Consider the following 19761-nt stretch of genomic DNA (forward strand, 5'->3'; position numbering starts at 1 on the left):
GGCCTGTCTTTTAGGGGGCGGGGATGGGAAAACTTACGCTGTTATTACTGGTATTGCTTGGCTGGCTGCAATATTCCTTGTGGCTGGGTAAAAATGGCGTACACGATTTAGTCCGGGTTGAGGATGACGTGTCGGTCCAACAGGCCGGTAATGCAAAGCTTAAAGCGCGCAACGATCAGTTATTCGCGGAAATCGATGATCTCAACGATGGACAAGAAGCCATCGAGGAACGATCACGTAATGAACTCGGCATGATTAAGCCGGGAGAGAGTTTTTATCGTCTGGTGCCGGACCAGTCTAAACGCCGGACCGCAGCGCCCGCTTCACAAGATAATCAATAATGATCACATCCGACGCGGCGTTCCCCGCCACCATTGCCATCCTGCCGGCCGCCGGCGTCGGCAGCCGCATGCGCACCGATTGCCCCAAGCAATACCTCGCCATCGGCGATAAAACCCTGCTGGAGCATGCTATCGACGCGCTGTTGCGTCAATCCTGCGTGCGCCATGTCATTGTCGCCATCAGCGCGGATGACCCTTATTTCGCCTCTTTGCCGATAAGCCGCGACGCGCGCGTCAGCCATGTCACCGGCGGGCGGGAGCGCGCCGATTCGGTTATGGCCGGCCTGCGGGCGGCGCGCAGTCTGGCGCGCGGCGAAGAATGGGTGCTGGTGCATGACGCCGCGCGTCCTTGCCTGCATCAGGACGACCTGGCCCGCCTGCTGGCCATCGCCGCCCATACCGCCATCGGCGGCATCCTGGCGACGCCGGTGCGCGATACCATGAAACGGGCCGGCGGCGGCGCCATCGACCATACGGTGGATCGCGACGATCTTTGGCATGCCATGACGCCTCAGCTCTTCCCCCTGGCCCTGTTGGAATCCTGCCTGGCCAGGGCGCTGGCGGACGGCGCGCGCATTACCGACGAAGCCTCGGCGCTGGAGCACTGCGGCTACCGGCCGCTTCTGGTGGCCGGGCGCGCGGACAATATCAAAGTCACCTGTCCGGAAGATTTAGCCCTGGCAGCATTCTATTTTACCCAATTGCAAAATAGCGCCATTGCATAAGCAGAATAATAAGGAGAACCGGTGAAGCGTATCCGTATCGGTCATGGTTTTGATGTCCACAGGTTCGGTGGCGAAGGTCCGTTGATTATCGGCGGCGTGCGTATTCCCTATATCCAGGGATTAATCGCCCACTCCGACGGCGACGTGGCGCTGCATGCGGTGACCGACGCGCTGCTCGGCGCCGCCGCGCTCGGCGATATCGGCAAGCTGTTTCCGGATACCGACGCGGCTTACCAGGGCGCGGACAGCCGCGCGCTGCTGCGCGAAGCCTGGCGGCGGATACGGGACAAAGGCTACCTCCTGGGCAATATCGATATCACCATCATCGCCCAGGCGCCGAAGATGGCCCCGCATATCCCGCAGATGCGCATTCATCTGGCGGAAGATCTGGAGTGCCATATGGACGATGTCAACGTCAAGGCCACCACCACTGAACAATTGGGTTTCACCGGGCGCGGCGAAGGCATCGCCTGCGAGGCGGTGGCGTTGCTGCATAAACTATGATCACGTCTCTGAACGTCGACGATTTATACCGGCTGCACGGCGAGCCGTCGGCCACCGGTATCATCAAGGCGCGGCCCGAGGATTTCCTGGTGCTGGAAGATCTCGGCTTCGAGCCCGACGGCGCGGGCGAGCATGTGCTGGTACGGCTGCGTAAATGCGGCGCCAATACGGTATTTGTCGCCGAAGAACTGGCCAGGTTCGCCGCCATCCCCGCCCGGTCGGTGAGTTATGCCGGGCTTAAAGACCGGCATGCGGTCACGGAACAGTGGTTTTGCCTCCATCTGCCCGGCAAGGAAACCCCGGATTTCTCCGCCTTCCGGCTCGAGGGTTGCGAGGTGGTTCGGGTCACGCGCCATGGCCGCAAGCTGCGCATCGGCACGTTAAAAGGCAATGCCTTTACCCTGGTGTTGCGCGAAATAAGCGATCGAAACGCGGTGGAACAGCGTCTGGATATCCTGGCCGACGAAGGCGTGCCCAATTATTTCGGCAGCCAGCGTTTCGGCCATCAGGGCAATAACCTTGATCGGGCGCTGCGCTGGGCCCGGAATGAAATCAAGGTCAAGGAGCGCGGTAAGCGCAGCTTTTACCTGTCCGCCGCACGCAGCGCGCTGTTTAACCTGGTGGCAAGCCAACGCCTTGAGCATCTTGGCCGCCGTCAGGTGCTGGCCGGCGACGCGCTGCAGCTTACCGGCCGTGGCAGCTGGTTTGTCGCCACCGAGCAGGATATGCCGGACGCCCCGGCGCGCGTGGCCAGCGGCGAACTGAGCCTGACCGCGCCGCTGCCCGGCGACGGCCCGCCGGGCAGCGAGCGAGAGGCGCTGGCGTTTGAGCTGCAATGCCTGTCCGGCCAAGCCGAATTACTCGGTTTATTGGCCAGGGAGCGGCTGGAACCGGCGCGGCGCGCCCTGTTGCTCAGGCCCGCCGATCTGCGTTGGCAGTGGCGCGACGACGCCACGCTCGAACTCTCGTTCGCGCTGCCGGCGGGCAGCTTCGCCACCAGCGTCATCCGCGAACTGCTCGACGCGCCGGTGGATATTGCCCTATAACCCGCATTAGCCCGGCGTCCATCCCGACAACGGGTATTTTGCCGACCGGCCGGCACGGCAGGCTTCACCACCGTAACGTTTCATGCCATTATTGCTGCTATTCCCGGCCTGTCGCCGCTGTTGTTCATTGGGTGGGCAGGCCGATTTTGCCCGATGGGTGGGCGGCGCGATAAGAACGATTAATAATTAATAAAGCAAATAATGATATGCGCATACTATTAAGCAATGACGACGGCATCCATGCGCCCGGCATCCAATCGCTGGCGGCCGCGCTGCGCCGGTCCGCCGACGTGGAGATCGTGCAAATCGTGGCGCCCGATCGCAACCGCAGCGGCGCGTCGAACTCCCTGACCCTTGACCGGCCGCTCAGGGCGCTAAAAGAAAGTAACGGCGATATCGCGGTTCAATCCGGCACGCCCACGGATTGCGTCTACCTCGGCGTCTCCGCCCTGATGCGTCCCGGTCCCGATATCGTGGTGTCCGGCATTAACACCGGGCCGAATCTAGGGGATGACGTTATTTATTCCGGAACCGTGGCCGCGGCCATGGAGGGGAGGCACCTCGGTTTCCCGGCGCTGGCGATTTCACTGAACGGCGACACCTTTTATGATACCGCCGCGGTCATTGCCTGCCGGCTTATCCGGGCGTTGACACTTGAGCCGTTGCGCACCGGCAGGATCCTCAACGTCAATGTCCCCGACCTGCCTTTATCAGACATCAAGGGCATCAAGGTCACCCGTTGCGGCAGTCGGCATCCCGCGGCCCATGCCATCCGGCAGATGGACCCGCGCGGCCGTGAAATGTTCTGGATCGGCCCGCCGGGAGAAACATTCGACAAAGGACCCGACACTGATTTTGCCGCCATTGAGCAGGGATATGTTTCCATTACGCCATTACAGGTGGATTTAACCGCCTATTCCGCTCAATCGGTGCTTACGTCGTGGTTGGCTAACGCGGAGGTCAGTTGGACATGGTAAACCGGCGCACCCAGGCCCTGCTGGAGCAGCTCCGCCTGCAGGGAATAAAAGATGAAAGGCTGTTGCAGGCCATCGAATCGGTTCCGCGCGAGCGATTTATCGACGAAGCGTTCGAACATAAGGCGTACGACAATACCGCCTTGCCCATCGGCTCGGGCCAGACCATTTCACAGCCCTATATCGTGGCGCGCATGACGGAGCTGCTCAGGCTTCAGCCGACCTCGCGCGTGCTGGAAATCGGCACCGGTTCCGGCTACCAGACGGCTATCCTCGCGCATCTGGTACAGCACGTCTGTTCGGTCGAGCGCATCAAGAAACTACAGTGGCAAGCCAAGCGCCGCCTGAAACAACTGGACTTGCACAATGTATCCACCCGCCATGGCGACGGTTGGCTGGGCTGGCCGTCGCGCGGCCCGTTCGATGCGATAATCGTCACCGCCGCGCCGCCGGAAATTCCCACGGCGCTGATGATCCAGCTGGCTGAGGGCGGTGTCATGGTGCTGCCGGTCGGCGAAGATACCCAGGACCTGACCACCGTAAATCGCCTGGGCGGCGAGTTCCGGGTGGAAACCGTCGAAGCGGTACGGTTTGTACCCCTGATCAGGGGAGAACTGGCATAACCGGCAGGCTGTTTAACTCGCATACCCTCTCCTGGCGCACCCGCGGCCATACCTTAACTTTCTATACAACTGTTTTATGGCGACTTGCCATGGATGTTGCTAGCATTAACAGCACAAAATTAACTTTTAGGAAATAGCTGAAAATACCCTCGCTCATGAAGTAATGCGTGAAAATAGGATGTATAACGATAATGTCTGGCATGTTTGGAATGATGATTGGCTTTGCTGCCATAGGGGAGAGATGAGCATGGGAAGCCCGAAATGCTATTGGCGCCGCATTGCGGTATGTTCAATGGCAAGTTTATGGTTGGCGGGTTGCGCCAGTGATGAGACAGCGGCACCAATCAGTAGCGTGGGCGGCGATAACAACAGCGGTATGACGACCCCCGCCCCCGTTCAGAGACCAAGGCTGCAACAGCAGCAGCCGCAAACACAACCGCTGCCGACGCGGCAGTTGCAACCGGTAGCGCCCGTCCAGCCGAATGTGGTGGAAAACGTGAGTGCCGCTAACCAATCACCTGAAGGGAATATTGTATATAACCGCAGCTACACGACTATTCCAAAAGGCTCCTATGGCGGCACTACCTATCAGGTCAAGCGCGGCGATACCTTGTTTTATATCGCCTGGATTACCGGAAATGACTACCGTGATTTGGCAAAAAGGAATAATATTCCGGAACCTTATGGATTAAACGTAGGTCAAACCCTACAAGTGAGTAACGGAACGGCACCTTTAACCGGTGGCGGGACCGTGACGGCTAGCGAGGTAAGCGGCGGCGGCATGCTGGCGAACAACGGCGGAAATGCCGTTTCTTCCGGCGCCAATGTTGCACCAAATACCCCGGCGAATACGAAAATGATGAGCTCGGGTATTGATTCCCAAGCAAACAATGAGTATTCTGAAAATTCAGGTAAACAGAATGTAGGGAAAATGTTGCCATCTAACGGCGGCAAAATGTTACCCACATCGGGAGCAGTTGTTGCGACAACCGCCCCTGTTACCGCGCCCGGTTCAACGTCCGGCACTATGATGTCGGGCGGCAGTACGGCGATAACCGGTTGGCGTTGGCCGACGGACGGAAAGATCATTGATAACTTCTCCGCTGCGGAAGGCGGAAATAAAGGCATCGATATCTCCGGTTCCCGTGGACAACCCATTCTGGCCACCTCCGGCGGACGAGTCGTCTATGCCGGTAACGCGCTGCGAGGGTACGGCAATCTGATTATCATCAAACATAATGATGATTACCTGAGCGCATATGCCCATAATGATACGATGCTGGTACGGGAACAACAGGAAGTTAGCGCCGGACAGAAAATCGCTACCATGGGTAGCACGGGTACCAGCTCGGTTAGACTGCATTTTGAAATTCGTTACAAGGGGAAATCCGTAAACCCGCTGCGTTTTCTTCCGCAGCGATAAATTGGCCGGAATATCCAGATATTCTGTCCTGGGATCACGGGTAGGAGCCATATAATGAGCGAAAACACGCTGAAAGTTAACGAGTTACATGAAGAAGCCGAATTCGACGAGAATGGAGCCGAAACATTTGACGAGAAAGCGTTAATCGATGAGCCCGCTGATAATGATTTGGCGGAAGAGGAGTTGCTGTCTCAGGCGGCCAGCCAACGTGTGCTGGATGCCACACAGCTCTACCTGGGTGAGATTGGATACTCCCCGTTGCTCACTGCAGAAGAAGAAGTTTATTTTGCCCGACGTGCGCTTCGGGGTGATGTTGCCTCACGACGTCGTATGATTGAAAGCAACCTGCGGCTGGTGGTGAAAATTGCCCGTCGCTACGGTAACCGCGGCCTGGCCCTACTGGATTTAATCGAGGAAGGCAACCTGGGACTCATCCGCGCGGTAGAGAAATTCGATCCTGAAAGAGGATTCCGTTTCTCTACCTATGCCACCTGGTGGATCCGCCAGACCATTGAACGGGCGATCATGAATCAAACCCGTACCATACGTCTGCCTATTCATATCGTAAAAGAACTGAATGTTTATTTACGCACCGCCAGGGAGTTGTCCCACAAGCTTGACCATGAGCCAAGCGCGGAAGAAATTGCCGAGCAGCTTGATAAACCGGTTGATGACGTAAGCCGTATGCTGCGTCTTAACGAACGTATCACTTCAGTCGATACGCCGCTTGGCGGAGACTCTGAAAAAGCCCTGTTGGACATTTTGTCCGACGACAAGGACAGCGGGCCGGAAGACACCACCCAGGACGATGATATGAAGCAAAGTATCGTCAAGTGGTTATTTGAACTGAACGCCAAGCAGCGTGAAGTGTTGGCCCGGCGTTTTGGCCTGTTAGGATATGAGGCCGCAACCCTTGAGGATGTGGGCCGCGAAATCGGTTTGACCCGCGAACGCGTGCGTCAGATCCAGGTTGAGGGCCTGCGCCGCCTGCGTGAAATTCTGCAAGGGCAGGGGCTTAACCTCGAGGCGTTATTCCGGGAATAGTCCAGGGAATGATGGCCTGGCGGGATTAACCGGCGCTTAAGCTGAAAAAAACGGTGGGGGGAAACCTCCACCGTTTTTTATTTTTTATAACCGGCTTGGCCGCACTGGTCAGCAACGGTTCAGCGGCAGGGTAATCTTTCCCCGCGCCATCACCTCATCCTGCCCCGGCGCCGGAAATTTTCGCGCGTGCTACAGCATGGCCTTCAGGCGGTAAATCCACTCCAGCGCCGCCTTCGGCGTCAGCGTATCCGGGTCAATCCCCTCAAGGGCCGCAACCGCCGGCGCAACTTCCTCCTCCACCGGTTGCAATAACGACAGCTGCGAACCGTCCACCTTGCTCGCCGTGGCGCTGGTGGACAGGCTTTCCAGCTCCTTAAGCTTTTGCCGCGCCCGCTTGATCACCTCGCGCGGCACCCCTGCCAGGGCCGCCACCGACAGCCCATAGCTCTTGCTGGCCGCGCCGTCCTGTACGGTATGCATAAAGGCAATGGTCTCGCCCTGTTCCAGCGCGTCCAGATGGACATTTACCACGCCGGCCATTTTTTCCGGCAGGGTGGTCAGCTCAAAATAGTGAGTGGCGAACAAGGTCATGGCCTTAATCCGTCCGGCCAGGCTTTCCGCGCAGGCCCAGGCCAGCGACAAACCGTCATAGGTCGAGGTGCCGCGGCCGATTTCGTCCATCAGCACCAGGCTTTGCGGCGTGGCGTTGTGTAGAATATTAGCCGTTTCGGTCATTTCCACCATAAAGGTTGAACGGCCGGAGGCCAGATCGTCCGCCGCCCCCACGCGGGTAAAGATCCGGTCCACCGGGCCTATGACCGCCTGCGCGGCCGGAACAAAACTGCCGATATACGCCATCAGCACGATCAGCGCGTTTTGCCGCATGTAAGTGCTCTTGCCGCCCATATTCGGCCCGGTAATAATCAGCATGCGTCGTTCGGGGGACAGCGCGAGCGGATTGGCGATAAAAGGTTCGCTTAATACCCGCTCCACCACCGGATGGCGCCCGGCGCTAATGCGGATGCCCGGCCGATCCGACAGGGTGGGACAAACATAGTTGAGCGTTTCGGCCCGCTCAGCCAGGTTGCTCAGCACGTCCAGCTCGGACAGCGCGGCCGCGCAAAGCTGCAAGGGGCCGAGGTGGGGCAGCAGCAGGTCGAACAACTGGTCATAAAGCGCCTTTTCCAGTGCCAGGGCTTTACCTTTCGAGGTCAGCACCTTGTCCTCGTACTCTTTTAATTCCGGAATAATATAACGTTCGGCATTTTTCAGCGTCTGGCGGCGGACATAATGCATCGGTGCCTGATGGCTTTGTCCCCGGCTAAGCTGGATATAATAACCGTGCACGGCGTTAAAACCGACTTTCAGGGTATCCAGGCCGGTTTTTTCCCGCTCGCGGATTTCCAGGCGGTCGAGATAATCGGTGGCGCCGTCGGCCAGCGCCCGCCATTCGTCCAGCTCCTCATGATAACCCGGCGCAATTACACCGCCGTCGCGCACCAGCACCGGCGGCGCGTCGACCACCGCCCGTTCGAGCAGGGTCCTTAATTCGTCAAACAACCCCACCTGCGCGAGCAGGCCGCGGATGTGCTCCGTCGGCTGCCGCGCCAGCAGCGCATGAATGGCCGGGAATTGCTGGAAGGCATGGCGCATGCGCGCCAGATCGCGCGGGCGTGCCGAGCGCAGCGCCAGGCGCGCCAGGACGCGCTCCAAATCCCCGACCTGACGCAGCAGGGGCTGTAGCTCGGCGACGGGCTCCTGCAGGCTGCTGATGGCCTGCTGGCGATGGGTTAATACGGCGGTATCACGGGTGGGCATATGCAGCCAGCGCTTCAGCATCCGGCTGCCCATGGCCGTCACGGTATGATCCAGTATTTCCGCCAGGGTATTTTCAAACCCGCCGCCCAGGTTTTGCGTTAATTCCAGGTTACGCCGGGTAGCGGCGTCCATCACAATGCCGTCCTGCTGGCGTTCAAGCGTTATGGCGCGGATATGGGGCAGGGAGGTACGCTGGGTATCCTTGACATACTGCAACAGGCAGCCCGCGGCTCGCAGCGCGGCGCTGGCGCGCTCGATGCCGAACCCGTTCAGGTCCCGCGTGCCGAACTGCAGGTTAAGCTGCTGGCGGGCGGTATCCAGCTCAAACTCCCAAATCGGCCTGCGGCGCAGTCCACGGCGGTGCTCGATAAGCCCCATATCCTGCAAGGTTTCGGGGAACAGCAGCTCCGCGGGGTTGGTGCGCTGCAGCTCGGCGGCCATGGCCTCGCGGTCGGCGGGTTCGCACACCAGAAAACGTCCTGAACTGATGTCCAGCGTGGCGTAACCGAACCCGGACTCCTCCTGCCATATCGCCGCCAGCAGATTATCCTGACGCTCATTCAACAGCGCTTCGTCGCTCAGGGTTCCCGGCGTAACGATACGCACCACCCGCCGCTCCACCGGTCCTTTGGTGGTGGCCGGATCGCCTATTTGCTCGCAAATGGCCACCGACTCGCCCAACTGAACCAGCTTGGCCAGATAGGTCTCCACCGCATGATAAGGCACTCCGGCCATGGGGATCGGCTCACCGGCGGACTGCCCGCGCCGGGTCAGCGAGATATCCATCAACTGCGACGCGCGCTTGGCGTCGTCAAAGAACAGTTCGTAGAAATCGCCCATCCGATAGAACAGCAAGATGTCCGGATGCTGCGCCTTCAGGCGCAGGTACTGCTGCATCATGGGGGTATGGAAATCCAGATTTACAGTGTTTGTCATAGCCTTAGTGTTTTTGATCCATTGAATAGGAATTTAATTGTGATTTTCATTGTTCTCGTTCGCCATCACAAGGTCTCGCTAAAAATCACCCGGTCCCGCGTGCGGCAACCGGTCGGCGCATAGACGGTGATGCAGGGTAGGGCACCCGCTATACTAGCTCAGTGCGTGACCGGCTGTCACAGGTAAAAACGCGGCGTTTGCCGTAAAACCACGCGCGCGCGCGCGTCGGACCGCGCGCCAAACGGCGGCGATGCCGGGCCATGCGCCGGGCGCGCGGGTGCGTCAGGACGGCGTTTTTTCACCGTGCCGGGCGACGATATTATCCCGCAATCTGATGATTTCCCGATTGAGCCGCTGTAGCTGGGCAAGCTCCATATCGGCGCTGCCAAACAACGTCTCGGACAGGCACGAAGATTCATTCTCCAGCCGCTGTCCTTTATCGGTGATCGAAATCATGACCTGCCGTTCGTCCTCGGGATTACGTACGCGCTCGATAAACCCCTCGGTTTCCAGCCGCTTGAGCAGCGGCGTCAACGTACTGGTTTCCAACGCCAGCGTGTCGCCGATGCTGCCGATCGATTGTTTGCCCTGCTCCCATAATACATTCAGCACCAGGTACTGCGGGTAGGTCACGCCCATGGCGTCCAGCAGCGGTTTGTAAAGCCGCTTGATGGCGATGGAGGTAGAGTAAATGGCATAGCAAAGCTGCTCCGCCAAAAGGGGACGATGTACCACGGCATGCTCCTTAAGCAAGGGTCTGAACAGCATCATAACATCGTTAATATATTATTAGCTATCGCGATAACAAATAGCTTGACATCCTAGTGGGCACTGCTATTGTTATTGCCATATTATTTATCGAGATAATTATTATCAGGATAAGTAATATGTCCATTAACTCGAAACGAGGAAATATTTATGCTGCAGAAAACACTGACACGCATTGCCGCCGGGCTGGCCTTGGCATTCGCCGTCCAGGGCGCCGCGATGGCGGGCCCGATTAAAAATATTGTCTTGGTGCATGGGGCGTTTGCCGACGGTTCCGGCTGGCAAGAGGTGACCCGCATCCTCGATAAAGCGGGTTACCATGTGGCCATTGTCCAGGAACCGCAGACCTCTCTGGCCGACGACGTCGCGGCAACCCGTCGCATCCTCGGGCAGCAACAGGGAAAATCTCTGCTGGTCGGACACAGCTATGGCGGCTTTATTATCAGCGAAGCCGGGCAGGATCCCTCGGTCGCCGGCCTGGTTTACATTGCCGCGTTACAACCGGAAAAAGGTGAGACCCTCGCCGGTCTGTCAGCTAAAAATCCTCCGGCCACGAAAGGCATCGCTGAAACCGCCGATCATTTCCTCTATCTGAAACCCGAGCTTTATCACGCCGATTTCGCCGCCGACCTGCCCGCGACACAGGCCAGCTTTATGGCGCGTTCCCAGGTGATGCCCGCCGCCGCCATTTTTAACACGCAGGCATCGGAACCGGCCTGGAAAACCAAACCAAGCTGGGCGCTGGTCGCAACCCAAGATCGGGCCATCAATCCGGATCTGGAACGGTTTATGGCCAAACGCGCGCAAAGCCAGGTTGTCGAAGTCAAGGCCAGCCATGCGGTCTTCGCCTCGCAGCCGCGCCAGGTCGCCGAGCTGATTGAGAAAGCCGCTCAAAGCCTGTCGGAATAACCCGGTCCGGTAACGCAACGGCAACGCTAAGCCATTTTCCCGGCTGGAACGGCGAAAATGGCTTGGACTCCCACAAGGGTAGCCTAACGCTATACCGAATGTCTTTTGCCCTCCCGCGCTGTTCTTTGACCCTGTGAAAAGGGTAAAATCCCAGGGTTAAGCTATCGAGGCCGAAAAATCATGCTTTCGTCACGCTATTGCGGCGGCTGAATAATATTATGATCCGGGTTGTTTCCCATCAAATCAAGGAGTCAAGGTGTCACAATTACCCAGTTGTCCCCAGTGTGGTTCCGGTTTTACCTGGCAGAACGCAGAGCAGTTCAATTGCCCCGAATGCGGCCATGAATGGTCGGTAGTTGAGGTATCGGCCGCCCCAGGCGAGGAGTTGATGGTCAAGGATGCCAACGGCAACCTGCTGACGGATGGCGACGCGGTTACCGTCATAAAGGATTTAAAGGTGAAGGGCAGTTCCTTGACGCTGAAAATCGGCACGAAAGTGAAAAGTATCCGTCTGGTGGCAGGGGATCATAATATTGACTGCAAAATTGACGGCTTCGGCCCGATGAAACTGAAATCGGAATTTGTGAAGAAAAGCTGACGGGCAAACGTAATTCTGAATGGACGGCGCATGGAAACGGCATGGTTGCCCTGGGATACCCTGAACCATCATCAGCGGCGCGTGATGCTGGCGGCATGCAAAACGACTTGCCAGGGACGGGGCGACCAGAAGCGGATACTGTTTGACCTTTACACAAAATGGCCTGGAAATAACGTCTAAAATTTCCATGAATTAACACTGGGCTATTTATAATGTGAATCATCTATTTTGTTACTTGTTTATATTTATGGCTTAATATTTTCCCACCAAGGTAAATATATTTTTTCCGCTTGATAATATCTTATTCAATGACAAACATTAAATCCCCCGCCATGATACGCATCCCCGGTTGGAAGTCGCGTTTATTCACGACTTAAGGATTTTTTTCAACAGAAAAGACATGCGGAATAAAATTTTATGCCTCCTATATATTCTATAAATTCAGCTAACTATGTTTCTTTACCTGTAGTCGATGATGCTGATGCGGACATGGCTGAGCACGCATTGGCCGACCACACCCCTTCATCTCGGGTAATCGGTGAACCTCTCTTTTTACCTCAAGCGTCCACCAACCGAGACGCCGCCGTCAAATCATTGATAACAATTACGGAAAGTTTGTGCCGTGGCCTGGATAGATCAGTCGGCGATTTATTGGCGACCCTCAGGGATAAGGAATTACCCGAAACGGAAAAGATGCTGGCCACCCTGAATAATATGCTCGAGCAGGGCGCGGAAATTCCGTTTTCCACCTCCCCGGGCACGCCGGAACATCAGTTGGCGCTGCATCTTCGTCAGGAACTGCGTGACAACCCCGCCGGGACATTTTATGAGCGTGGCCGCCGGATGATTGATTTTATCGGCGCGGTCATGCGCAATGATTTTACCGTTATCTCCGACGGCGCGCCGCGTCGCATCGCAAATGTCATCAGCGTGGCGACACGCACCGGCACTATCGTGGCGTTTTCCACCCTGCTGCGGCAGATGGTTGGCTTTGCCCTGGAAAATAATTTCCGCCTGCTGGGCGCGACGGCGTCCTTACCGCCGCGCCTTATGGCGGGCGTTTTTTCCATGTTGCTGGGACCGGGACTGAATCTGGCCGGCGGGATACGCGATGAAATGAACGGCACCGCGACCAACGTCTCACGCGCTTCCCGCATTTCCATGGGAATGATAAGCGCCGGCGCGCTGGTGGTGATGGCCAGCCACAAACCTGATTATATCTTCGGAACGCTGATGGGATCTATTGGGGTCCAGACGCTCACCTATACCCTGATGCGGGATCTGCTTCAGCTGTTTTTCCCTTTGCACGATAATGGCGGTATAAACGTGGGCGGACTTGTCAGCTGCAGCCTGTTTTACGGTGTGGCGCAAGTGGCGCTTGGCGTCGCCATGGCTGAATTCGCGCCGCATTCCGGCGCTGGTTATGCCATTGATGAAGCCGCTCGGATTGGAAAACATATGGCGGCCTGGGCTTCCGCCGCCGGTGCCGCCGCCATGGTTATCCAGCCGAACATTATCCATGACCTCCTGCGCAGCGCTTTTAATGCCCTTGCCGAGGCCTTTGACGAGCTGCAACGCCCGACGCTGATGAACTGGTTCTCGACGTCGCATGACGGCCTGCGGCCTCATAACCGGACCAAGGCGCCGCGTTCCGGGCGTGAAAAGCCGCCGGCGCGGCGGGAGGGGGTGCGCATAGGGTTACGCCGTCCGCGTATCGGCAACGGATACTGGCCAACCGCCGATCAGGCCGCGGAACAATTTCTCACCACTAACGCCATGCGTACCTCCAACTTTACCGCAGCGGTAGGTGTTTCCCTGACGGCGGCCTCGGTACTGGGCACGACGCGCTTATCCCATTTCGATCAAATGATGGTGATAAATCACCTGGTCGCCGCGGTATTGGTGGTGGGCTATCCGCCCTTTGTCGGGGCGCATGTGAAGCAAGACGCGGCGCCTGCGCCGGGCCATCAATGAAAAACGCTAATGTTTATTTAACCAGAGCCGCTTGTTTGCTGATTCACGGATAAAGTCGAACTTACTCTGGTTGGTCGAGGATATGCGCTTTCTTTCTGAGGAAAGGAAGCGTATCGCCAGCTGAAATATGGCGGAAAATCTGAAGTGGACTGAACCGATTACTGTTTTATTGCCTGACGGCATGGTCAAGAAATAGGCAACTGGCGACGCCTGCAACCACATTCCGCATTAAGGCATAAAATCACTGATGTAACAGATTGATATTGAATGATTTAATTTAAGTTAATTGTTTAGCCATTTGATTAAATTTTTTCATCATTTTTTTTATGGCAAAGTTTGAATGCTCCGTTTATGGTTATCTGGAAAGCCGAGAAAAAATGAGGCGGGATGGGTTGTTCATGTTTTTATGGTCTTCACCAACACGTCATAATATGTTACGCAGAACGGGAGGTATTATCCTCCATGTAAACATTTTGTCACACGGGTCTGTGTCGCCGGGTAAAATAAGCGCTTGAAAGGTGATTGGGATTTAATTTTAGCCTATATTAGGCGCTACAAAGTTACCGTGACGGGGAAAAAGGACTCAAAAACGCATCGTTTTTCGCATCAAATGTGATGCCCAATTGGCAAAATAGGCATTTGACATGCAAGCGGTAATTATATTACAACCTATAAATATTATTGATTAATCACCAATAAATAATCATCAGCCGTGGCTATTTTATTAACAAATTACCGGGGTGTGAATGGACGGATCATTAATTTTTTGTAAAGATGCAATTTTGCGATTTCGTTCAGACTATGATGCTTTGACGGCTATCCCATTGTTGTCCCTGCAAACGTGCCTGGAGGAGGACGATCCGCTTTTTTTGTTAAAATATTTTCGCCATCCTGTTATTATCGAGGAAGACACCACCTTAGCGCATATATTCCTGGCCATTGAACCCTGGGCGACAATGCTAGGTGTCTATCTCGACATCGATGTCATGGCATATATTGATGAACTCAGGAAACCCTCACAGGCGGAATCGGTATTTGACTGGATTGGCATCCAAAAAGTGATCTCGATCCATCGCGCCTATCAACACCAGGACATTAAACCCGGTGAGGATTTTACCGCCTATTTAAATCGTAAACGCGTTCCAACAAGGCGTTTTGATATTGAAGCCGACTATACCGCCAATGGTTATAAAATAAATGATAAAGAACATTATAGTATCAGCGGCGATATCCATACCATCAAAAACGTGCCGGTGGTGGTGAGTAACAGACAGGTGATGGCTAGCTATGGCTATGAAAAGGATAATCTCCTGAACAGGAAGTATCCCGGGGTGGTGGTGAACAATAAGATCAGATATATCCAGGGCGAGATTGATTTTACTTTTTATGAAGCCATGGAAGCGATTTTCAACGATGGGTTATTTTATTACTCTCCACAGGCTGCGAATGACAATATGGCGATGATAAAAAAGATGGCTGAAATGCTCGAAAGCAATGAAGTCTCAAACGCCGCGGATGACACTCATGAAAACTCGGATAATACTGATAATATCTCCCATAATAAAAAAATGACCATCAGCATCACCGAGGAGGCGCTGGATCCCATGGTTGATCATATTGAAGCGGAAAAGGTATATTGGCGTTACATAAAATCACTGTGCGATTCCAATAGCGAACTGCCCATCAGAATCGGACATATCGAGGAAGCTTCGCTGCCGGAATATCGTTTTTCCAATTTTATCATGGAGGATATCTAAAAAATGCCTGCCGGCAGGCTTGGTGTCGCCAGGCTTTAATTCAAAAGAGGATGACGCCGGTCAAGGCGTCACCAATGATTATTCGTAGCGCCGGAAATAAATTTCCAGCCGGAATTGCAATTTGCTGAGCACAGTACTGAACATCAGGTAGATAAACGCTGCCTCGATATACAGTATCAGGGGTTCATAGGTTACGGATACGATACGCTGCGCCGCCAGGAACATTTCCGGTACGGTTATTACCGCCGCCAGCGAAGTGTCCTTGATGAGTGAAATAAATGAATTGGCCAGAGGCGGCAGCGAGACAAATACCGATTGCGGTAAAATAACCCGGCGCATGGCCTGGTTGCTGCTCATGCCGATGGCATAAGCGGCTTCCCACTGCACCTTAGGCACCGACAGGATCGCTCCGCGGATAATTTCCGAGCTATAGGCCCCGACGCTCAAGATAAAGCCTATCAGCGCGGCTGGAAACGCATCAAGCGTAATACCCGCGCTGGGCAACCCATAAAATATCAGGAACAGCTGCACCAACAGCGGGGTGCCGCGAATCACCCAGACATAAAAATCGGCAATCCCTTTAAGCGGCTGCGGACCGTACAGACGGATCAGCGCCACCACAAAACCCACCGCCAGCCCGCCGATAAAGGAGAGGATCGCCAGCGGCAGGGTAAACATCACTCCGGCGGCGAACAACCGCCAGAAGGAGTCCAACATCAGTTGTAGCCAGGGCGGCATCCGCTAGAGCTCCTGTTCCGTAAAATAAATTATTTAGAGATGTCCTGACCGAAGTAACGAACGGCGATGGTCTTATAGGTGCCATCCGCTTTCACTTCATCCAGCGCGGTATTCAATGCTTTCACCAGGTCGGGTTGATTCTTGCGGATCAGAATGCCGGAAGGGGCGTTGGCGTCCTGGGTGGCGACGATTTTCAGCGGCGCGTCCGGTTTATGTTTTTTGAAATCAAGGAAGGATAAATTGTCATTTAGCGTCGCGGCCGCCCGGCGGCTCAGCACCAGGTCCAATGACTGGTTAAAACCATCGGTAGGCACCAGATCGGCACCGTACTTGGTCGCCACCTGGGAATAATTACTGGTCAGGCTTTGGGCGGCCTTTTGCCCTTTCAGGTCATCGAAACTCTTGATGGTGGTATTGTCGTCACGCACGATCAGCACCACTTTTGAATCGATATAGGGCTGGGAAAAATCATATTTCGCCTGGCGTTCCGGGGTAATGCCCACCTGGTTGATCACCGCGTCATAACGTTTGGCGTCCAGGCCGGCAATCAGGCCGTCCCATCGCCCTTCGATAAATTTCGCCTTGACGCCGAGCTTGGCGGCGACGGCCCGGCCGAGATCCACGTCAAATCCCACCAGCTTATCGCTGCCGTCATGGTAGGTATAAGGCGCATAGGTGCCTTCGGTGCCAAAGGTAATGGTGCCGGCGGCTTTAATTGCCGCGAGGCCGTCTTCCGCCTGTGCCTGTACCGCGGTGATAAGCAGGGAGCCGGCTAAAAGTGCTAAAGTCATTTTTTTCATCGTTATTCCTGAAGTGACAAAGTTAAGGGGCGCACGGCGCGCAGACCTGAAGATGTCGGAATGCTAATCCACTTTGGATTTTCCAATAAATGTTATTAAGTAATTAGAAAGTACTTAAAATTATAACAGATAGTTTAATAAGAACTTTAGTGCATCAATACAGTGGTTACAAGCGAAAAATGTGGCCTCTGTAACCCGGCCGGTTCGGGTTATACTGGAATGAGACGATAGCCCCGGCGGTGGACGTTTTCCCGTTTGACAGCCTTGTTAACAGGATGGGAGTATCATGAACGACAGCGATCTTTTAATGCTTAGCACCCGTATCGGCGCGGCGCTCGCCCGGACCGGCGGATTTATCACCTGCGCCGAGTCTTGCACCGGCGGCTGGGTGGCCAAGTCCCTTACCGACGTCGCCGGCAGTTCGGGCTGGTTCGAGCGCGGATTTGTCACCTACGGCAACCTGGCCAAATCCGAGATGCTGGGTGTCAAGCCCAGTACCCTGGAACAGCATGGCGCGGTCAGCGATCCGGTGGTGCTGGAAATGGCCCGCGGCGCGCTGGCGGCGGCGGCGGCGGATTACGCCGTCTCCATTAGCGGTATCGCGGGGCCGGACGGCGGGACGCTGGAAAAACCGGTCGGCACGGTCTGGTTCGGCTTTGCCGGCCGGCAGCGCGCGGCATTCTCGCAGCTGATGCATTTTGACGGGGATCGGGATGACGTGCGGCGCCAGGCGGTGCATTTCGCCCTAAAAACCGTATTAGACACATTTCTCTGAAAATGTGCTTGATACTGTATGATTGTACAGTATAATTGGCATCAGTATCGGCATAGATGTTTGGCGAAAAGAGGGTAGCGATGTCGCTCCCTGCTTGATAGGAGTTGAAATGGCTATTGATGAGAATAAACAAAAGGCGTTGGCAGCGGCATTAAGCCAGATTGAAAAACAGTTTGGCAAAGGCTCTATCATGCGCCTGGGTGAAGATCGTTCAATGGATGTTGAAACAATCTCCACAGGTTCTCTTTCCCTTGATATTGCACTGGGCGCCGGCGGTTTGCCCATGGGACGCATCGTTGAAATTTACGGGCCGGAGTCGTCGGGTAAAACCACCCTGACCCTGCAGGTGATCGCGTCCGCGCAGCGTCAAGGCAAAACCTGCGCGTTTATCGATGCCGAGCATGCCCTTGATCCCATCTACGCAAAAAAACTTGGCGTGGATATCGACAACCTGCTGTGTTCGCAGCCCGACACCGGCGAACAAGCCCTGGAAATCTGCGATGCATTGACGCGTTCCGGCGCGGTTGACGTTATCATCGTCGACTCCGTGGCGGCGCTGACCCCGAAAGCTGAAATCGAAGGGGAAATCGGCGATTCGCACATGGGACTGGCGGCACGTATGATGAGCCAGGCCATGCGTAAACTGGCGGGTAACCTTAAGAACGCCAATACCCTGCTCATCTTTATCAACCAGATCCGTATGAAGATTGGCGTCATGTTCGGTAACCCGGAAACCACCACCGGTGGCAACGCGCTGAAATTCTATGCCTCGGTACGTCTGGATATCCGCCGCATCGGCTCCGTCAAGGAAGGCGAAGTGGTGGTGGGCAGCGAAACGCGCGTCAAAGTGGTGAAGAATAAAGTCGCCGCGCCCTTCAAGCAGGCTGAATTCCAAATCCTGTATGGCGAGGGCATCAATATCCGCGGCGAACTGGTGGATCTGGGCGTTAAACATAAGCTCATCGAAAAAGCCGGTGCCTGGTATAGCTATAACGGTGAAAAAATCGGCCAGGGTAAGGCCAATGCCTGTGTGTTCCTGAAGGAACGCCCGGAAATTGCGGCGGATCTGGATAAAAGACTGCGCGATATGCTGTTGAACAGCCCGGAAACCACCAGTTTTGCCGGCCCAAGCGATGAAGTTGATGAAAGCGCCGCCCATGAGAGCAGTGAAGAAGCATAACGCTTCCACGGCTTGGGGGCGGGTATCATGCGCCGCCACGGTCGGTAGCTTATGAGCACGCTGCTCGATCGCGCTTTACGTTTGCTCACGTTGCGCGATCACAGTGAAGCGGAGCTGCGCCGCAAACTGGCGGCACAGCCGGCCGCCAGGCGGCGTTTTAAAGCAAGGCCGGCAGTGGACGCGCCGGACGCGCCTGATATCACCGAAGCCGAGATCCAGGTAGTGGTCGATTACTGCCTGCAAAATGACTGGCTGGACGATGCGCGTTTTGCCCTGCGTTATGTGAACAGCCGTAGCAAAAGAGGATATGGCGAACAAAAAATACGCATGGAGCTGCTGCAAAAGGGAATAAACAGGGAAACCATAGATATCGCCTTTACCGAGGCACAAATCGATCGGTCGGCACAGGCGCAGGACGTTGCCTGGAAGAAATTCGGGCAACCTCTCCCACCCGATCGGGAGGCCAGGGCCAAAGTGCAGCGTTATCTCCTTTCACGCGGTTTTTCCTACGATGAAATCCGATCAATTTATATAAATTTTTAATTTGATGGCCTGTGGGATTTTACTTCCCTCCAAAGAAAATTTATCTTATTCCCACTTTTGAGTTCGTGAACGCTACTGTAGCGCCCCAATACTGCGCTATTCTGTTTCCGATCCGTTCGTTTAGCTTGATTCCGGGACAACTATGAGCAAGAGCACCGCTGAGATCCGTCAAGCGTTTCTCGATTTTTTCCATAGCAAAGGCCACCAGGTAGTCGCAAGTAGCTCCCTGGTGCCAGATAACGATCCGACATTGCTGTTTACCAATGCCGGCATGAACCAATTCAA

General features: G+C 55.4%; 20 protein-coding genes. 16 read left to right on the forward strand and 4 right to left on the reverse strand.

The window, feature by feature from the left end; translation table 11 throughout:
* The first annotated feature begins 23 nt into the window (after positions 1-23).
* From ftsB to rpoS, 8 genes are all read left to right on the forward strand, one after another.
* A complete protein-coding gene (ftsB, locus tag VGC33_RS19305) occupies positions 24-341 on the forward strand; it encodes a cell division protein FtsB (protein WP_331122399.1) in 318 nt (105 codons plus the stop codon).
* Positions 341-1066: a 2-C-methyl-D-erythritol 4-phosphate cytidylyltransferase gene (ispD, locus tag VGC33_RS19310; RefSeq protein ID WP_331122400.1), complete on the forward strand. Its 726-nt coding sequence runs from the start codon at positions 341-343 to the stop codon at positions 1064-1066. Before ftsB ends, ispD begins: the two co-directional genes overlap by 1 nt.
* A 30-nt stretch (positions 1067-1096) precedes the next feature.
* The gene (ispF, locus tag VGC33_RS19315; RefSeq protein WP_331122417.1) at positions 1097-1570 is read left to right on the forward strand and encodes a 2-C-methyl-D-erythritol 2,4-cyclodiphosphate synthase; all 474 of its coding nucleotides are present in this window, start codon (positions 1097-1099) and stop codon (positions 1568-1570) included.
* A complete protein-coding gene (gene truD, locus VGC33_RS19320; RefSeq protein WP_414636962.1) occupies positions 1567-2616 on the forward strand; it encodes a tRNA pseudouridine(13) synthase TruD in 1050 nt (349 codons plus the stop codon). Before ispF ends, truD begins: the two co-directional genes overlap by 4 nt.
* Positions 2617-2822: 206 nt before the next feature.
* Positions 2823-3593, forward strand: a complete 771-nt coding sequence (surE, locus tag VGC33_RS19325) for a 5'/3'-nucleotidase SurE (RefSeq protein ID WP_331122401.1) — start codon at positions 2823-2825, stop codon at positions 3591-3593.
* Positions 3587-4213, forward strand: a complete 627-nt coding sequence (locus VGC33_RS19330; RefSeq protein WP_331122419.1) for a protein-L-isoaspartate(D-aspartate) O-methyltransferase — start codon at positions 3587-3589, stop codon at positions 4211-4213. Before surE ends, VGC33_RS19330 begins: the two co-directional genes overlap by 7 nt.
* Positions 4214-4460: 247 nt before the next feature.
* Positions 4461-5636 carry a murein hydrolase activator NlpD gene (gene nlpD / locus VGC33_RS19335; protein WP_524535657.1) on the forward strand — a complete coding sequence of 392 codons (1176 nt, stop codon included), beginning with the start codon at positions 4461-4463 and terminating at the stop codon, positions 5634-5636.
* A gap of 54 nt (positions 5637-5690) precedes the next feature.
* Positions 5691-6680: an RNA polymerase sigma factor RpoS gene (gene rpoS, locus VGC33_RS19340; RefSeq protein WP_331122402.1), complete on the forward strand. Its 990-nt coding sequence runs from the start codon at positions 5691-5693 to the stop codon at positions 6678-6680.
* 189 nt (positions 6681-6869) lie between these two features.
* Here the strand turns inward: rpoS and mutS are convergent, their stop codons facing one another.
* Together mutS and VGC33_RS19350 are read right to left on the reverse strand one after the other, a co-directional pair.
* On the reverse strand, positions 6870-9434 hold the full coding sequence (mutS, locus tag VGC33_RS19345; RefSeq protein WP_331122403.1) for a DNA mismatch repair protein MutS: 2565 nt from the start codon (positions 9432-9434) through the stop codon (positions 6870-6872).
* A 282-nt stretch (positions 9435-9716) separates the two neighbouring features.
* Positions 9717-10169: a MarR family winged helix-turn-helix transcriptional regulator gene (locus VGC33_RS19350; protein WP_331122404.1), complete on the reverse strand. Its 453-nt coding sequence runs from the start codon at positions 10167-10169 to the stop codon at positions 9717-9719.
* A gap of 183 nt (positions 10170-10352) precedes the next feature.
* Between VGC33_RS19350 and VGC33_RS19355 the strand changes: the two genes are divergently transcribed.
* The 4 genes from VGC33_RS19355 to VGC33_RS19370 all read left to right on the forward strand — a co-directional run bounded on the left by VGC33_RS19355 (position 10353) and on the right by VGC33_RS19370 (position 15440).
* Complete coding sequence (locus VGC33_RS19355; protein ID WP_331122405.1) at positions 10353-11111, forward strand: alpha/beta hydrolase; 759 nt, start codon at positions 10353-10355, stop codon at positions 11109-11111.
* 256 nt (positions 11112-11367) lie between these two features.
* Positions 11368-11709: a zinc ribbon domain-containing protein YjdM gene (locus VGC33_RS19360; protein ID WP_331122406.1), complete on the forward strand. Its 342-nt coding sequence runs from the start codon at positions 11368-11370 to the stop codon at positions 11707-11709.
* Between the two features lie 651 nt (positions 11710-12360).
* Positions 12361-13683: a hypothetical protein gene (locus VGC33_RS19365; protein ID WP_331122407.1), complete on the forward strand. Its 1323-nt coding sequence runs from the start codon at positions 12361-12363 to the stop codon at positions 13681-13683.
* A 746-nt stretch (positions 13684-14429) separates the two neighbouring features.
* Positions 14430-15440: a hypothetical protein gene (locus VGC33_RS19370; protein ID WP_331122408.1), complete on the forward strand. Its 1011-nt coding sequence runs from the start codon at positions 14430-14432 to the stop codon at positions 15438-15440.
* 78 nt (positions 15441-15518) lie between these two features.
* Here the strand turns inward: VGC33_RS19370 and VGC33_RS19375 are convergent, their stop codons facing one another.
* Both VGC33_RS19375 and VGC33_RS19380 read right to left on the reverse strand, forming a co-directional pair.
* Complete coding sequence (locus VGC33_RS19375; RefSeq protein ID WP_331122409.1) at positions 15519-16178, reverse strand: amino acid ABC transporter permease; 660 nt, start codon at positions 16176-16178, stop codon at positions 15519-15521.
* Between the two features lie 29 nt (positions 16179-16207).
* On the reverse strand, positions 16208-16978 hold the full coding sequence (locus VGC33_RS19380) for an amino acid ABC transporter substrate-binding protein (protein ID WP_331122410.1): 771 nt from the start codon (positions 16976-16978) through the stop codon (positions 16208-16210).
* A 286-nt stretch (positions 16979-17264) separates the two neighbouring features.
* Between VGC33_RS19380 and pncC the strand changes: the two genes are divergently transcribed.
* The 4 genes from pncC to VGC33_RS19400 all read left to right on the forward strand — a co-directional run.
* Positions 17265-17753, forward strand: a complete 489-nt coding sequence (gene pncC, locus VGC33_RS19385) for a nicotinamide-nucleotide amidase (protein WP_331122411.1) — start codon at positions 17265-17267, stop codon at positions 17751-17753.
* 109 nt (positions 17754-17862) lie between these two features.
* A complete protein-coding gene (gene recA, locus VGC33_RS19390; protein ID WP_331122412.1) occupies positions 17863-18933 on the forward strand; it encodes a recombinase RecA in 1071 nt (356 codons plus the stop codon).
* Between the two features lie 51 nt (positions 18934-18984).
* Positions 18985-19476, forward strand: a complete 492-nt coding sequence (locus tag VGC33_RS19395; RefSeq protein ID WP_331122413.1) for a regulatory protein RecX — start codon at positions 18985-18987, stop codon at positions 19474-19476.
* Between the two features lie 142 nt (positions 19477-19618).
* A partial coding sequence (locus tag VGC33_RS19400) for an alanine--tRNA ligase-related protein (RefSeq protein WP_331122421.1) occupies positions 19619-19761 on the forward strand: 143 nt, incomplete at its 3' end.

It is taken from the genome of Acerihabitans sp., assembly GCF_036398755.1.
Lineage (GTDB): Bacteria > Pseudomonadota > Gammaproteobacteria > Enterobacterales > Enterobacteriaceae > Acerihabitans.

Coding starts and splice junctions, on each gene's coding strand:
- VGC33_RS19375 (WP_331122409.1), bottom strand. CDS start 16,178: ATGCCGCCCTGGCTACAACTGATGTTGGACTCCTTCTGGCGGTTGTTC.
- VGC33_RS19380 (WP_331122410.1), bottom strand. CDS start 16,978: ATGAAAAAAATGACTTTAGCACTTTTAGCCGGCTCCCTGCTTATCACC.
- VGC33_RS19330 (WP_331122419.1), top strand. CDS start 3,587: ATGGTAAACCGGCGCACCCAGGCCCTGCTGGAGCAGCTCCGCCTGCAG.
- nlpD (WP_524535657.1), top strand. CDS start 4,461: ATGGGAAGCCCGAAATGCTATTGGCGCCGCATTGCGGTATGTTCAATG.
- VGC33_RS19395 (WP_331122413.1), top strand. CDS start 18,985: ATGAGCACGCTGCTCGATCGCGCTTTACGTTTGCTCACGTTGCGCGAT.
- recA (WP_331122412.1), top strand. CDS start 17,863: ATGGCTATTGATGAGAATAAACAAAAGGCGTTGGCAGCGGCATTAAGC.
- mutS (WP_331122403.1), bottom strand. CDS start 9,434: ATGACAAACACTGTAAATCTGGATTTCCATACCCCCATGATGCAGCAG.
- VGC33_RS19370 (WP_331122408.1), top strand. CDS start 14,430: ATGGACGGATCATTAATTTTTTGTAAAGATGCAATTTTGCGATTTCGT.
- VGC33_RS19355 (WP_331122405.1), top strand. CDS start 10,353: ATGCTGCAGAAAACACTGACACGCATTGCCGCCGGGCTGGCCTTGGCA.
- surE (WP_331122401.1), top strand. CDS start 2,823: ATGCGCATACTATTAAGCAATGACGACGGCATCCATGCGCCCGGCATC.
- truD (WP_414636962.1), top strand. CDS start 1,567: ATGATCACGTCTCTGAACGTCGACGATTTATACCGGCTGCACGGCGAG.
- pncC (WP_331122411.1), top strand. CDS start 17,265: ATGAACGACAGCGATCTTTTAATGCTTAGCACCCGTATCGGCGCGGCG.
- rpoS (WP_331122402.1), top strand. CDS start 5,691: ATGAGCGAAAACACGCTGAAAGTTAACGAGTTACATGAAGAAGCCGAA.
- ftsB (WP_331122399.1), top strand. CDS start 24: ATGGGAAAACTTACGCTGTTATTACTGGTATTGCTTGGCTGGCTGCAA.
- ispD (WP_331122400.1), top strand. CDS start 341: ATGATCACATCCGACGCGGCGTTCCCCGCCACCATTGCCATCCTGCCG.